Annotated in this window: 15 protein-coding genes; 10 read left to right on the top strand and 5 right to left on the bottom strand. The window is 53.5% G+C overall.

Features of this window, described 5'->3' with window-relative positions:
* Positions 1 to 89 precede the first annotated feature (89 nt).
* Together ACIPUG_RS10935 and rraA are read left to right on the top strand one after the other, a co-directional pair.
* Positions 90 to 1,007, top strand: coding sequence for a 1,4-dihydroxy-2-naphthoate polyprenyltransferase (locus ACIPUG_RS10935; RefSeq protein ID WP_014917000.1), 918 nt, complete (start codon positions 90 to 92; stop codon positions 1,005 to 1,007).
* 134 nt (positions 1,008 to 1,141) lie between these two features.
* Positions 1,142 to 1,627, top strand: coding sequence for a ribonuclease E activity regulator RraA (rraA, locus tag ACIPUG_RS10930; RefSeq protein ID WP_010281528.1), 486 nt, complete (start codon positions 1,142 to 1,144; stop codon positions 1,625 to 1,627).
* A gap of 183 nt (positions 1,628 to 1,810) precedes the next feature.
* Here rraA and zapB read toward each other — a convergent pair whose 3' ends face one another.
* Positions 1,811 to 2,050 (bottom strand): septal ring assembly protein ZapB, encoded by a 240-nt coding sequence (gene zapB, locus ACIPUG_RS10925; protein ID WP_010281529.1) that lies wholly within the window; start codon positions 2,048 to 2,050, stop codon positions 1,811 to 1,813.
* Between the two features lie 569 nt (positions 2,051 to 2,619).
* On the opposite strand from zapB, the gene ACIPUG_RS10920 reads away from it, so the two are divergent.
* From ACIPUG_RS10920 to fpr, 4 genes are all read left to right on the top strand, one after another.
* Positions 2,620 to 3,459, top strand: a complete 840-nt coding sequence (locus ACIPUG_RS10920) for an MIP/aquaporin family protein (protein WP_039528809.1) — start codon at positions 2,620 to 2,622, stop codon at positions 3,457 to 3,459.
* Positions 3,460 to 3,512: 53 nt separating this feature from the next.
* The gene (glpK, locus tag ACIPUG_RS10915; RefSeq protein ID WP_039499781.1) at positions 3,513 to 5,024 is read left to right on the top strand and encodes a glycerol kinase GlpK; all 1,512 of its coding nucleotides are present in this window, start codon (positions 3,513 to 3,515) and stop codon (positions 5,022 to 5,024) included.
* Between the two features lie 137 nt (positions 5,025 to 5,161).
* Entirely contained in the window at positions 5,162 to 6,172 is a 1,011-nt protein-coding gene (glpX, locus tag ACIPUG_RS10910) for a class II fructose-bisphosphatase (protein ID WP_039275793.1), read from the top strand.
* A gap of 117 nt (positions 6,173 to 6,289) precedes the next feature.
* Positions 6,290 to 7,036 (top strand): ferredoxin--NADP(+) reductase, encoded by a 747-nt coding sequence (fpr, locus tag ACIPUG_RS10905; protein WP_010281538.1) that lies wholly within the window; start codon positions 6,290 to 6,292, stop codon positions 7,034 to 7,036.
* A gap of 18 nt (positions 7,037 to 7,054) precedes the next feature.
* Here the strand turns inward: fpr and ACIPUG_RS10900 are convergent, their stop codons facing one another.
* Positions 7,055 to 7,477, bottom strand: a complete 423-nt coding sequence (locus tag ACIPUG_RS10900; RefSeq protein ID WP_010281540.1) for a DUF805 domain-containing protein — start codon at positions 7,475 to 7,477, stop codon at positions 7,055 to 7,057.
* Between the two features lie 237 nt (positions 7,478 to 7,714).
* On the opposite strand from ACIPUG_RS10900, the gene ACIPUG_RS10895 reads away from it, so the two are divergent.
* From ACIPUG_RS10895 to ACIPUG_RS10880, 4 genes are all read left to right on the top strand, one after another.
* Positions 7,715 to 8,314, top strand: a complete 600-nt coding sequence (locus ACIPUG_RS10895) for a YiiQ family protein (RefSeq protein ID WP_014917005.1) — start codon at positions 7,715 to 7,717, stop codon at positions 8,312 to 8,314.
* A gap of 165 nt (positions 8,315 to 8,479) precedes the next feature.
* Positions 8,480 to 9,247 (top strand): triose-phosphate isomerase, encoded by a 768-nt coding sequence (tpiA, locus tag ACIPUG_RS10890; protein ID WP_014917006.1) that lies wholly within the window; start codon positions 8,480 to 8,482, stop codon positions 9,245 to 9,247.
* 174 nt (positions 9,248 to 9,421) lie between these two features.
* On the top strand, positions 9,422 to 9,712 hold the full coding sequence (locus tag ACIPUG_RS10885) for a BrnT family toxin (RefSeq protein WP_039275798.1): 291 nt from the start codon (positions 9,422 to 9,424) through the stop codon (positions 9,710 to 9,712).
* Positions 9,699 to 10,013, top strand: a complete 315-nt coding sequence (locus tag ACIPUG_RS10880) for a BrnA antitoxin family protein (RefSeq protein ID WP_039502359.1) — start codon at positions 9,699 to 9,701, stop codon at positions 10,011 to 10,013. Before ACIPUG_RS10885 ends, ACIPUG_RS10880 begins: the two co-directional genes overlap by 14 nt.
* 136 nt (positions 10,014 to 10,149) lie before the next feature.
* Here the strand turns inward: ACIPUG_RS10880 and aguA are convergent, their stop codons facing one another.
* The 3 genes from aguA to pfkA form a co-directional block, all read right to left on the bottom strand.
* Positions 10,150 to 11,253 carry an agmatine deiminase gene (aguA, locus tag ACIPUG_RS10875; protein WP_039521240.1) on the bottom strand — a complete coding sequence of 368 codons (1,104 nt, stop codon included), beginning with the start codon at positions 11,251 to 11,253 and terminating at the stop codon, positions 10,150 to 10,152.
* A gap of 3 nt (positions 11,254 to 11,256) precedes the next feature.
* The gene (aguB, locus tag ACIPUG_RS10870; protein ID WP_010281551.1) at positions 11,257 to 12,141 is read right to left on the bottom strand and encodes an N-carbamoylputrescine amidase; all 885 of its coding nucleotides are present in this window, start codon (positions 12,139 to 12,141) and stop codon (positions 11,257 to 11,259) included.
* A gap of 280 nt (positions 12,142 to 12,421) precedes the next feature.
* The gene (pfkA, locus tag ACIPUG_RS10865; RefSeq protein ID WP_400338392.1) at positions 12,422 to 13,384 is read right to left on the bottom strand and encodes a 6-phosphofructokinase; all 963 of its coding nucleotides are present in this window, start codon (positions 13,382 to 13,384) and stop codon (positions 12,422 to 12,424) included.
* Positions 13,385 to 13,544 lie beyond the last annotated feature (160 nt).

Here is a 13,544-nt window from a genome sequence, read left to right as displayed (position 1 = left end):
TTTGTTTCTGACGCCGCCATCACTGACTTTTCTTGTTTATAAACGGATGATTCACGCAATTGAATCGTCAATAAAAATTGAAGCACACCATGACCTTATCGACCCATAGCAGCAAAACCAAAGCCTGGCTGGATAGCCTGCGTCCAAAAACGTTGCCATTAGCTTTTGCGTCCATCGTCACCGGCTCGGCGATTGCGAGCTGGCATAGCAGCTTTAAACCGGGCGTAGCATTACTGGCGTTGTTAACCGCCGGACTGCTGCAAATCCTTTCCAATCTGGCGAACGACTATGGGGATGCGATAAAAGGCAGCGATACCGAGGAACGCATCGGGCCGTTGCGCGGTATTCAGACTGGGGCGATTACACTGGCACAGCTGCGCAATGCGCTAATCGTGACCGTGGCGCTCACTATCATTTCCGGCGTGAGCCTGGTGATTCTGGCGTGCGAAAAGCCAGCGGATATCTTTGGTTTCCTGATTCTGGGGCTGCTGGCGATTTTCGCCGCCATCACCTATACCGTCGGTAACAAGCCCTACGGCTATATCGGACTCGGCGATATCTCAGTGCTGATCTTTTTCGGCTGGCTCAGCGTCGCGGGGTCGTATTATCTGCAAACCGGCCATTTCGACAGCATCGTGATGCTGCCTGCGACGGCCTGCGGTCTGTTGGCGACGGCGGTGCTGAACATCAACAACCTGCGCGATATCGACAACGATCGTATCAGCGGAAAGAACACGCTGGCAGTACGTCTTGGTGCGGAAAAAGCGCGCTTCTACCACACGATGCTGCTGTTGCTGGCACCGGTTTGTCTCGGTCTGTTTGCCACGTTTTATCTGCACAGTCTGGCGGGCTGGCTCTTTATTCTGGCGCTTCCGTTGCTGATTCAGCAGGCGCGCTATGTGCTGCGTGAAACCAGCGCATTCAGTATGCGTCCGATGCTGGAAAAAACGGTGAAAGGTGCGCTGCTGACCAACATTCTGTTCGCCGTTGGCGTGATATTGAGTTAGTGCGGGTAAAGTGAGCGCGGGCGAAAAGTGGTGCGTATTTACTGATACGCATCAAGTTAACATTTGATGCTTTTGCCAACAGCCGCCAGAAAGGGATATACTCATGATTCCGGCGGCAAACAGACGTTAATCCTATGAAATACGATACTTCCGAACTGTGCGATATCTACCACGAAGAGGTGAATGTTGTTGAGCCTCTGTTCTCTAATTTTGGCGGGCGTACTTCATTTGGTGGCAAGATCACCACGGTGAAATGTTTTGAGGATAACGGCCTGCTGTTCGATCTCCTTGAAGAGAACGGCCTCGGGCGCGTGCTTCTGGTTGATGGCGGCGGCTCGGTGCGTCGCGCGTTGATCAACGCGGAAATCGCCCGGCTGGCAACGCAAAACGAGTGGGAAGGCATTGTCGTTTATGGCGCGGTGCGTCAGGTTGACGATTTGGCTGAGCTGGATATCGGTATTCAGGCGATGGCGGCTATTCCGGTCGGCGCGGGTAGCGAAGGCATCGGCGAGAGCGATATTCGCGTCAACTTCGGTGGCGTCACCTTCTTCTCCGGTGACCATCTGTATGCCGATAATACCGGTATTATTTTGGCGGAAGACCCGCTGGATATTGAATAATATCGTTGAATTGTCAGGGATTGATGGCGTCGAGCGATGATAATGGGTAGATCGTAAAGACGCGGTAAATACGTCCCTGTACGCTCGAGCCGCGCCATCCCTGGCGCGGACGCTTTACTCTTCTATCCCATTATCACCGTTCTACTTCAGTGAAACAGGCTTCTCAGGCTGTCAAAAGTCCTATTAGACTTCTTCCATTTTGCCTAACAGCGCTCGCAGGCGCTCTTGCCATACCACTTGCTCTTCTTTCAACTGCTCGTTCTCGCGCACCAGCGCTTCACGTGAACCAGCTGCCGCCTGCACATCCTGCGACAGCGCGTTGTTCTGCTCTTTCAGCTCTTCAATTTCCATTTGCAACAGCGTGATGGTATCAATCGCCTGCTGAACTTTCGCTTCCAGCTTTTCAAACACTTCAAATGACATTCTTCAAACCCCTTTTAATCGCAACAAGGCAAAGATCGGTTAACGCTGGCTTTCGGACTCTGTAACCAACACCCAACGGTGTCGCCATCCGCCCGTAAACATAATCCTGACCGCGGGACGGCTGGCAAGACAGACCATAGCGAAATTGTATGTAGCCAACCGCCACCTGTCTAGCGCACATCCCCCACTACGCGAGTGTGGCAGCTTTTCTTACGTAACACTATCAGTACAAACTGAAAAACAAACAGTACAAACTGAAAAACGAACAGCCGAAACGGAAAAATGGGCGGCGTAAACTGAAAACTACTCCTGTTCGCTTCCCCATTACTCCTATTGTGTTAATAAATTTAACCTGAGCGTTACTATCAACCGTGGGCGAAAAATCACTGCGAGTCATTTTATAAGCGAATACGCTCATTTTCTTGACGCACAACACACATTTCAATTTCGATATTTCTCGTTTTCGAGCATTAACGATAAATTCACATCATAAATACATTTAAAACAGAGGATGCCCCCACGGTATCCTTAGACCTACCACTCTGTACGTTACCCAGCAGGAAAAAAATATGAGCCAAGCAGAACGTTCAACGCTAAAAGGCCAGTGTATCGCCGAGTTTCTCGGCACTGGCCTGCTGATTTTCTTCGGTGTCGGCTGTGTCGCCGCCTTGAAACTGGCGGGAGCCAGCTTCGGACAGTGGGAGATCAGCATCATTTGGGGTCTGGGGGTTGCGATGGCAATCTATCTGACTGCCGCCATTTCCGGCGCTCACCTCAACCCGGCCGTTACTATCGCCCTGTGGCTGTTTGCCTGTTTCGACGGGCGCAAGGTGGTGCCTTACATTCTGGCGCAGATTGCCGGGGCATTTTGTGCCGCCGCGCTGGTCTACGGTCTGTATCACAATCTGTTCGTGGATTTTGAACAAGCCAACAATATGGTGCGCGGCAGTACGGAAAGCCTGAGTTTAGCGGGCATTTTCTCAACCTATCCGAACCCACACATTTCCGTTATGCAGGCGCTGCTGGTTGAAACCGTCATCACCGCTATCCTGATGTGCCTGATTCTGGCGCTGACTGATGACGGCAACGGCATCCCACGCGGGCCACTCGCTCCCCTGCTGATCGGTATTCTGATTGCTGTTATCGGTGCGTCGATGGGACCACTGACCGGCTTCGCCCTTAACCCGGCGCGTGACTTTGGTCCTAAGCTGTTCGCTTTCCTGGCGGGCTGGGGCAACGTGGCCTTCACTGGCGCACGCGAAATTCCTTACTTCCTGGTTCCTGTCTTCGGCCCCATTATCGGTGCCTGTCTGGGTGCCTTCGGTTATCGCGCACTGATTGGCCGCAATCTGCCATGCGATGTGTGTGAACCCGAGGCAGAAGCTACCACGCGTCGTGAAAGCCGTTAGACTTAACGCCACGACCATCCTATTTCACGGTTAATCATTACAGGATTGGATTTATGAACCCGGAAAAAAAATACATTGTCGCAATCGATCAGGGCACAACCAGCTCCCGCGCCGTCGTACTGGATCACGATGCGAATATCGTTAGCGTTTCACAGCGTGAATTCACTCAGATCTATCCAAAAGCGGGCTGGGTAGAGCACGACCCGATGGAAATTTGGGCCACACAAAGCTCAACGCTGGTCGAAGTGCTGGCTAAAGCCGGCATCAGCGCGGATGAAGTCGCAGGCATTGGTATCACCAACCAGCGTGAAACCACCGTCGTATGGGAAAAAGAGAGCGGCAAGCCGATTTATAACGCCATCGTTTGGCAGTGTCGCCGTACCGCTGAAATTTGCGAAAAGCTGAAGAAAGACGGTCTGGAAGAGTACGTGCGCAACACCACCGGTCTGGTGGTGGATCCCTACTTCTCCGGCACCAAAGTGAAATGGATTCTGGATCACGTTGAGGGCTCTCGCGAACGCGCCAAACGCGGTGAACTGCTGTTTGGTACCATCGATACCTGGCTGATTTGGAAAATGACGCAAGGGCGTGTTCACGTAACGGATTACACCAACGCCTCTCGCACCATGCTGTTTAACATTCATACGCTGGAATGGGATACCCGCATGCTGGAAGCGCTGGATATCCCGCGCGAAATGCTGCCAGAAGTGCGCGCGTCTTCAGAAGTCTACGGCCAGACCAACATTGGCGGTAAAGGCGGCACGCGTATTCCTATCGCCGGTATCGCGGGTGACCAGCAGGCGGCGTTGTATGGACAGCTTTGCGTCAATCCTGGCATGGCGAAAAACACCTACGGCACGGGCTGCTTCCTGCTGATGAATACCGGTAAAGAAGCGGTGCTGTCCAAACACGGCCTGCTGACCACCATCGCCTGCGGCCCACGCGGCGAAGTGAACTACGCGCTGGAAGGCTCCGTGTTCGTTGGCGGCGCCTCCATCCAATGGCTGCGTGACGAGCTGAAGCTGATCGGCGACTCAATGGACTCCGAATATTTCGCGACGAAAGTGAAGGATTCTAACGGCGTTTATGTCGTCCCTGCCTTCACCGGCTTGGGCGCGCCTTACTGGGACCCGTATGCCCGTGGTGCGATCTTCGGTCTGACCCGTGGCGTTAATGCTAACCACATCATTCGTGCGACGCTGGAATCGATTGCCTTCCAGACCCGCGATGTACTGGATGCCATGCAAGCAGACGCCGATACGCGTCTGAAAGCACTGCGTGTCGACGGCGGTGCGGTCGCCAACAACTTCCTGATGCAGTTCCAGTCCGATATTCTCGGCACGCGTGTGGAACGTCCGGAAGTACGTGAATCCACCGCGCTGGGTGCGGCTTTCCTCGCAGGCTTAGCGACAGGCTTCTGGAACGATTTGGATGAAGTGAAGAGCAAAGCGACGATTGAGCGTGAATTCCGCCCTAGCATCGAAACCGTAGAGCGTAACATTCGCTACAGCGGCTGGCAGAAAGCCGTGGCTCGTGCCCGTAACTGGGAAGATCACGACGCGTAATCCGCCAACGCATCTATCCACATCGGGTGCGTCTATCGCGCCCGTTTTTTCCTATCGCCCAACCGCCACTCTCCCCCGTTGTGATAAAATCCTCGCCCACATCTCTTCCTTTCCCGATCGACAATAGACAGGTATTTATGAAACGTGAATTAGCCATTGAGTTCTCGCGCGTCACCGAAGCAGCCGCGCTGGCAGGCTATAAGTGGTTAGGCCGTGGCGACAAGAATGCCGCCGACAATGCTGCCGTACAGGCAATGCGCATCATGCTGAATCAGGTCAATATTAACGGTCAGATTGTCATCGGCGAAGGGGAAATCGACGAAGCGCCTATGTTGTTCATCGGCGAGCAGGTCGGTACAGGTCAGGGCGATGCCGTAGACATCGCTGTCGATCCGATTGAAGGCACGCGGATGACGGCAATGGGTCAGGCGAACGCACTGGCCGTACTGGCCGTTGGCGAAAAAGGTACGTTTTTGCACGCGCCAGACATGTACATGGAAAAGCTGATTGTCGGCCCCGAGGCAAAAGGCGCGATTGACCTCAACCTGCCGCTGGCGGACAACCTGCGCAATGTCGCACTGAAACTGGGTAAACCGCTGAGCCAGTTAACGGTCACTATACTCGCTAAACCGCGCCACGATGCCTGTATCGCGGACATGCAGCAGTTGGGTGTGAAAGTGTTCGCGATTCCAGACGGCGACGTAGCGGCATCCATCCTCACCTGCATGCCAGACAGCGAAGTTGACGTGCTGTACGGCATCGGCGGCGCGCCAGAAGGCGTGATTTCAGCAGCCGTTATCCGCGCGCTTGATGGCGACATGCAGGGGCGTTTGCTCGCTCGTCATCAGGTCAAAGGCGATAGTGCTGAAAACCGCCGTATCGGTGAAGATGAGCTGGCACGCTGCCGCCAAATGGGCATCGACGCGGGTAGTGTCCTTAAGCTTGATGACATGGCGCGCAACGATAACGTGATTTTCTCTGCAACCGGCATCACCAAAGGTGATTTGCTGGATGGGATCGCGCGTAAAGGCAATATGGCAACGACCGAAACGCTACTGATCCGCGGCAAATCCCGCACGATCCGCCGGATTAAATCGACGCACTATTTGGATCGTAAGGATCGTACGCTGCACGAATTCCTGCTGTAGCAGGCCACTGCCCGACTGACTGATTGTTTCACAGTTGTTAATAAATGGCGTATCGTAGATGCACGACTGACATGCAAAAATAGCAGCGTCTAATGCAAGCAACAGGAGCAACAACATATGGCTGAATGGGTGACAGGCAAGGTAGTTCAGGTAGAAAACTGGACAGAAAGTCTGTTTAGCATTCGGGTTCACGCGCCCACCGATGCATTCACTGCCGGGCAGTATGGCAAACTGGCGCTGGAGATTGATGGCGAGAAGGTGCAACGCGCTTATTCCTACGTGAATGCGCCCAGCGATCCCACGCTTGAGTTCTATCTGGTGACGGTGCCAGAAGGTAAGCTTAGCCCGCATCTGCATGCGTTGCAGCCCGGTTCAGACGTCCTGATCGTCAAAGAGGCTGCCGGCTTTTTCGTACTGGAAGAAGTGCCTGACTGTGAAACGCTGTGGATGCTGGCAACAGGGACGGGTATCGGCCCTTATCTGTCGATTCTTCAGGAAGGCAAGGGTCTGGAGCGTTTTAAGAATATCGTGCTGGTGCACGCCGCCCGATTCTCACGCGATCTGAGTTATCTGCCGCTGATGCAGCAATTACAGCAGCGCTACCACGGTCAACTGCGTATTCAAACGGTCGTCAGTCGGGAAGAAGAAACGGGCTCGCTGACGGGCCGCATTCCCCAGCTTATCAGCAGCGGTACGCTGGAAGCCGCCGTAGGCCTGCCGATGGATGCAGCGACAAGCCACGTCATGCTGTGCGGCAACCCGCAGATGGTACGCGACACTCAGCTGTTGCTGAAAGAAGAGCGCCAAATGACCAAGCACCTGCGTCGCAGGCCCGGTCATATGACTGCCGAAAACTATTGGTAAACGGCAGTTCGTTGTTAATCAGCGGCGGAAGCGAAACGGCTCCGCCGCTGCTCCAAAACGGTTTTCCCCTTTTGTTCCCAGAAAAACGCCGCAGTCGAGCAGCGTCATCACGACAATCAGGATCGGCAAGAAGCGGCCAATGCCCCACTGCCAGATGGACGAGAACATCGTCCAATTCCCCGAAGCCAACATCCACGCCACCACGAGCAGCAGCGCCCACCAGCCGCTCTTATTACGGTCGTGCAGCCGTTTCACCATAATCGCCGCCGTCGGCCACAGCAATACCACCAAACCAAACGCCGTCGATTGCGTATCCAGCCAGCTTTGGCCGGATAGCGTAAACAGCACCGCCATCAGCGCGACCCAAATAGCCATCCAAAGCCAGAAATCACGACGACCGACTCGGCCTTTAAACGAGAAGCACCACTGCTGTAATGTCATTAACGATAACGCCCTGAATTGTCGGCCAGCCTGGCCGAATTAATCTGTATTTTACGCAGGCTGATTTTACCTCAACCGAGACAGTTGCCCGCCATCTTTACGCGATTTTTGTCAGCCACGTGCGATTTCTCACAACGACGTACTATTTTTGACAACGACGTACAAATGCCGCTTTAATCAAACGTATTCTGCCGTTATCGGCCTGGACATCTTTTGAAGTGGCTGACCCGAATCCCTATGACACGAAAACGCATCGCTTCACTTTTGGTTTTATCATCGCTGGTGCTGTACCAGACTCACGCGGGGGCCGATCCGACGTTCCCGCCTAAACCCTCAGCCAATGCGCCGTATCTGTTGGCTGGTGCCCCTACCTTCGATCAAACCATCACGCAGTTCCGCTCTCGCTACAATCTGAGCAATCCAACGCTGCCGATCGGTGAATTTCGGGTTGTCGACACCGGTAATATCACCAGCATGTTGACCCGCGCCGCCAGCCGGATCAACGACCACCTCTATGCCTCAACCGCGCTGGAGAAAGGCACCGGGAAAATCAAAACGCTGCAAATCACCTGGCTGCCGCAGCCGCAGAGCGAACAAGAAACTGCGGCGCGCCGTAAGCAGGCTATCGACTATATGGCAGCACTGGCACGCACGTTCGCACCATCACTGACGGAAGAACAGAGTGTGAAAAAAGTCACCGGCCTGCTGGAAAAAGGCAAAGGACAGCGCTTTTATCAGCAAACGGAAGGAGCCTTGCGTTATGTTGTTGCAGATGATGGTGAAAAAGGGCTAACTTTTGCTGTTGAACCGATTAAGCTAACGCTATCTGAACCGTGATCAACACGGTAATTCATGACGAAAAACAGAGCCACGGTCACATTTCGTCTCTATACTGTGGGCAGGTCATATTGCCTGACGGCAGTAAAATTTATGCATCGGTTCATTAACACCTTGATTTATTAACATATTGATTCATTCGCGATTCCGGCTGGAGGAAAAAAGATGCGACATCCATTAGTTATGGGTAACTGGAAGCTGAACGGCAGCACTAACATGGTCAACGAACTGATCGCGGGCCTGCGTAAAGAGCTCAGCACCGTTGACGGCTGTGGCGTAGCGATTGCACCACCGGCTATCTACCTCGATCAAGCTAATCACCAACTGGCCGGCAGCCGCATTGCGCTGGGCGCGCAGAACGTTGACGTGAACCTTTCCGGCGCTTTCACCGGCGAGACGTCTGCCGAGATGCTGAAAGATATCGGCGCGAAATACATCATCATCGGCCACTCTGAGCGCCGCACCTACCACAAAGAAAGCGATGAATTCATTGCGAAGAAATTTGGCGTGCTGAAAGATGTCGGTCTGATTCCGGTACTGTGCATTGGAGAAACCGAAGCAGAAAACGAAGCGGGCCAGACGGAAGCCGTCTGTGCACGTCAACTGGACGCCGTGCTGAACACGCTGGGCGCGAAAGCATTTGAAAACACCGTTATCGCCTACGAACCTGTATGGGCTATCGGTACTGGCAAATCTGCGACTCCTGCGCAAGCTCAGGCAGTTCACAAATTCATCCGTGACCACATCGCCAAGCAAGATGCGGCCGTTGCTGAGCAAGTGATCATCCAATACGGCGGTTCTGTGAATGCAGCGAATGCTGCCGAGCTGTTCACCCAGCCGGACATCGACGGCGCGCTGGTTGGCGGTGCATCACTGAAAGCTGACGCCTTTGCTGTCATCGTGAAAGCGGCAGCCGACGCTAAACGCGGCTAAGCTTTATCGAAAACGGGCGGACAAAGGTTCGTCTAATCAAAAAGCCGGTTCACGCTATTGCGCCAACCGGCTTTTTTTATCTCATTCAACTGTCAGCACCACTAGGTTTACTGTCAGCTTATCTGGCTATTTCTATGCGTTTGACTTCATATTTATTGTAGCTACAATAAATAAATGAAAATCATATTCGACCCGATTAAGAATCAGAGTAATAAGCAAAAACACGGTGTGTACTTAGCCGATGCTAAATATCTGGATTGGGACCGAATGGTTGCCGCATCTGACTCTCTTGGTAACTACAGCGAAGACCGTTACATCGGTATCACTTACGGCCTTGCTTATCTCAACAACCGAATTTATGTCGTAGTATTTACTTACAGCGATGGAGACGACGAAGAAATTTACCGCATTATCAGTTTGCGGAAAGCCACTAAAGCGGAGGTGGAAAAATATGCCAAAACTTAAGCAGGGTACTATCCTCCCTACCGATGAGGAAGACCGTAAAATTCAGGAAGCCATTGCGCAAGATCCTGATACACGCTCGCTTGAAGGTGAGAACGTGCAGCTTATGCCTTTCAGCAAATTGAAAGCCATGCGCAAACAGGGACGCCCCGTTAAACCGGCTCCAAAAATACAAGTGAGTATTCGATATTCACCAGAAGTTATCGCAGCATTCAAAGCTACTGGTCGTGGTTGGCAAACCCGCATGGATGCAGCGATGTCGGATTGGCTTAAAAACCATTCCCCAAACGACATCAAAATTTGATGCGGGCTCTACACACTCCCACATAGAGCCAGTCTTTTAAGCTAACCCTGATGAGATGATCCCCCTGTGAGTAGCATGCTAACAGGGGGAATAATCATGGCTAACGTGATTGCCCGTCACCATAGAATAGGAAACGTTACTTCGCCGCTGGGATTTGCTGCGTAATGCAGTGAATATTTCCCCCGCCCAGCAGGATTTCCCGCGCAGGCACGCCGCTAATCAGGTAGCCAGGGAACATCTGTTGCAGCAGATCGCGTGCAACGTCATCCGTCTTCTCATCCAGCAGCGGGAAAATGATCTGCTGATTGCTGATCAGGAAATTCACGTAAGACCCCGCCAGACGCGAGCCAGCAAGGCGTTCAACCGCATCGCCGCTGTCCACGCCCTGCGCTTCCTCTTTGGTCGCATACAGCGGGCCGGGTGCAGGCAGTTTCCAGATTTTCAGCTCACGCCCTTGCGCATCCCGCGCGGCCGACAGTACCTCATAGGCCGCGACGGAGCGTGCATACTGCGGATCGTTTTCATCATCCGTCCAATGCAGCGCGACTTCACCGGGACGGACGAAGCAGCACATGTTATCGATATGCCCGTCGGTTTCGTCGTTGTACACGCCCTCTTCCAGCCAGATAATCGTCGAGATGCTGAGGTAATCACGCATCAGCTGTTCGATTTCTGCCTTACTCAGGTGCGGGTTACGGTTTGGGTTGAGCAAGCATTCCGCCGTGGTCAGCAGCGTGCCTTCACCATCGACATGGATGGAGCCGCCTTCCAGAATCAGCGGCGCGGCATAACGCGCGGCCTGATGATAGTCCAACACCTGTGCCGCGACTTTTTCATCCTGACGCCAGTCTTCGTACAGACCGCCAAGTTCGCCGCCCCAGGCGTTGAACCGCCAGTCGATACCCCGACGCTCACCCTCTGAATTCAGTACGATGGTTGGGCCAGTGTCTCGCATCCAGGCGTCGTCGCTTTCCATTTCCACCAGCGTGACGTTCACCGGCATCACTTTTTGCGCATCCGCCATGTAGCGTGCGGGCACGCCCATAATCACCGGCGTGTTTTGGGCGATGGCTTCCGCGACACGCGCGAACGTTTTCTGCGCCGGAACGCCCCGCTCACGCCAGTTGTCGGTCCGATACGGCCAAATCATCCACACGGCATCATGCGGAGCCCACTCGGCGGGCATCGCAAAACCATCCTGATGCGGCGTGGTGAGATGAGGGGTAGCTAACTGTGACATCACTTATCTCCGGGTCTTGCCGTCTGAGCTGGCAATGGTGCCATACATTTCCGGGCGACGGTCACGGAACAGCCCCCATGACGCACGCTGTGCAGCAATAGCTTCTAAATCGAATTCATGCACCAGAATCGCTTCATCTGTCTTGTTGGCCTGAGCAAGCAGCGCACCGGTTTGGTCGGCAATAAAGGACGAACCGTAGAACGTCATTTCCAGACCATCGATGTATTTGCTGGCTTCAGTACCGATACGGTTGGAAGCGATCACCGGTACCAGATTCGCGGCGGCATGACCTTGCTGAACGCGAGTCCAGTGCGGCTGGCTGTCGATGTCCGGGTAAGCCGGTTCAGAACCAATCGCGGTCGGATAGAAAATCAGCTCTGCGCCCTGCAACGCCAGACTGCGGGCGGTTTCTGGGAACCACTGATCCCAGCAAATGCCCACGCCGATTTTCGCGTAGCGCGTCTGCCAGACTTTAAAGCCGGTATCGCCCGGAATGAAGAATTGCTTCTCCTGATACGCTGGGCCGTTTGGAATGTGTGTTTTGCGATAAACGTCCAGCACGGTGCCGTCCGCGTCAATCATCACCAGCGAGTTGTAATAGGCGTTATTGGCACGTTCAAAGAAGCTCAACGGCAACACCACGTTCAGCTCCGCCGCCAGTGCGGAAAAATGCTTAATCAGCGGGCTGGTTTCCAGCTCCTGCGCCAGCGCATAGTGCTCCGGGCTCTGATCGATACAGAAATACGGTGCGGCAAACAGTTCCTGAATCAGGATAACCTGAGCGCCTTTTGCATGCGCTTGTCGCACCAGTTTTTCAGCGTTTTCGATATTCTTGGGCAGATCCCAGGAACACGCCATTTGTGTTGCGGCAACGGTAACTTTTTTCATGCGAAAACCTCAATAATAACGATATATACCCGCCCTTTCTTACCGGCAAGTATCGGCAATAAGTGTTTCTCTCGGTCACAATTACGCATCGGCACTAACCGGCGCGGCCTTAACGAGTGTAGGACAACACACCTACGCATGCCCAATAGGAATATCCTGTTAAGGTATTGACCGAAAATGACATGCGCATTATGCCAGTTAATGACCTAACGAGAATCATAAAAAATCCCGCCTTAACAGCGGGATTGATAGCACTTCTATAGGCCAAAGAACGCTAGGGTTAGAACAGTTTTTTCGCTGTATCCAGCCAGTCGCCTTTGAAAGGACGCTTCATGTTCTCAATGGCATCAACGATGTCGTGGTGCACCATTTTTTCATTCTGGATACCGACACAGCGGCCGCCGTAGCCCTGCTGTAGCAGCTCAATAGAGTAGGCGCCCATGCGTGAAGCCAGAATACGGTCGTAGGCAACCGGTGAGCCGCCGCGTTGAATGTGACCCAGTACGGTCGCACGGGTTTCGCGTCCCGTTTCTTTCTCAATGTATTTCGCGAGTTCATCGACATCGCACACCAGTTCGGTGATCGCCACAATCGCGTGTTTCTTGCCTTTCTCGATGCCCGCTTTGATTTCGCAGACCAGATCTTCCGGGCTGAACGGCACTTCTGGCAGAACGATGAACTCACAGCCGCCGGCAATCGCCGCCGCCAGCGTCAGGTCGCCGCAGTGGCGTCCCATGACTTCAACAATGGAAATACGCTGGTGTGAAGAGGAGGTGTCGCGCAGGCGGTCAATCGCTTCCAGCACGGTTTCCAACGCGGTAAAGTAACCGATAGTGTAGTCCGTACCCGCGACGTCGTTATCGATCGTGCCGGGTAAGCCGATACAAGGGAAACCCATTTCGGTCAGGCGCTTGGCACCCATATAGGAACCGTCACCACCGATAACGACCAGCGCATCCAGACCGCGTTTCTTCATGTTTTCTACGCAGACCTGGCGCACCGCTTCATCACGGAACTGCGGGAAACGCGCGGAGCCCAGAAATGTACCGCCACGGTTAATCACATCCGATACGCTGTAGCGATCCAACTGCTCCATGCGATCTTCGTACAAGCCCTGATAACCATCATAAATGCCGAAAATTTCCAGCCCTTCCGTTAGTGCAGCGCGAACCACACCACGAATTGCGGCATTCATACCTGGTGCATCGCCACCGCTCGTCAACACTCCGATTCTTCTAATCATGACAACCTCTGGACTTGTAGATGTAATTTTGCAGGATTCTTCTATCGTAAACTCACCGCCGCCGTGAAACACGGCAGCAACGCCTTATTCTTTTATTAGCATATTATAACAAACACCCGAAGCTGAATTGATTCAGGTCAGGCTAAATTGTGCATAAATT

Origin of the sequence: Pectobacterium sp. CHL-2024, from assembly GCF_044751765.1 — a bacterium.
Classification (GTDB): domain Bacteria; phylum Pseudomonadota; class Gammaproteobacteria; order Enterobacterales; family Enterobacteriaceae; genus Pectobacterium; species Pectobacterium brasiliense.
The sequence above is the reverse complement of the archived record's forward strand: the minus strand, read 5'-3'. Positions and strand labels throughout refer to the sequence as shown.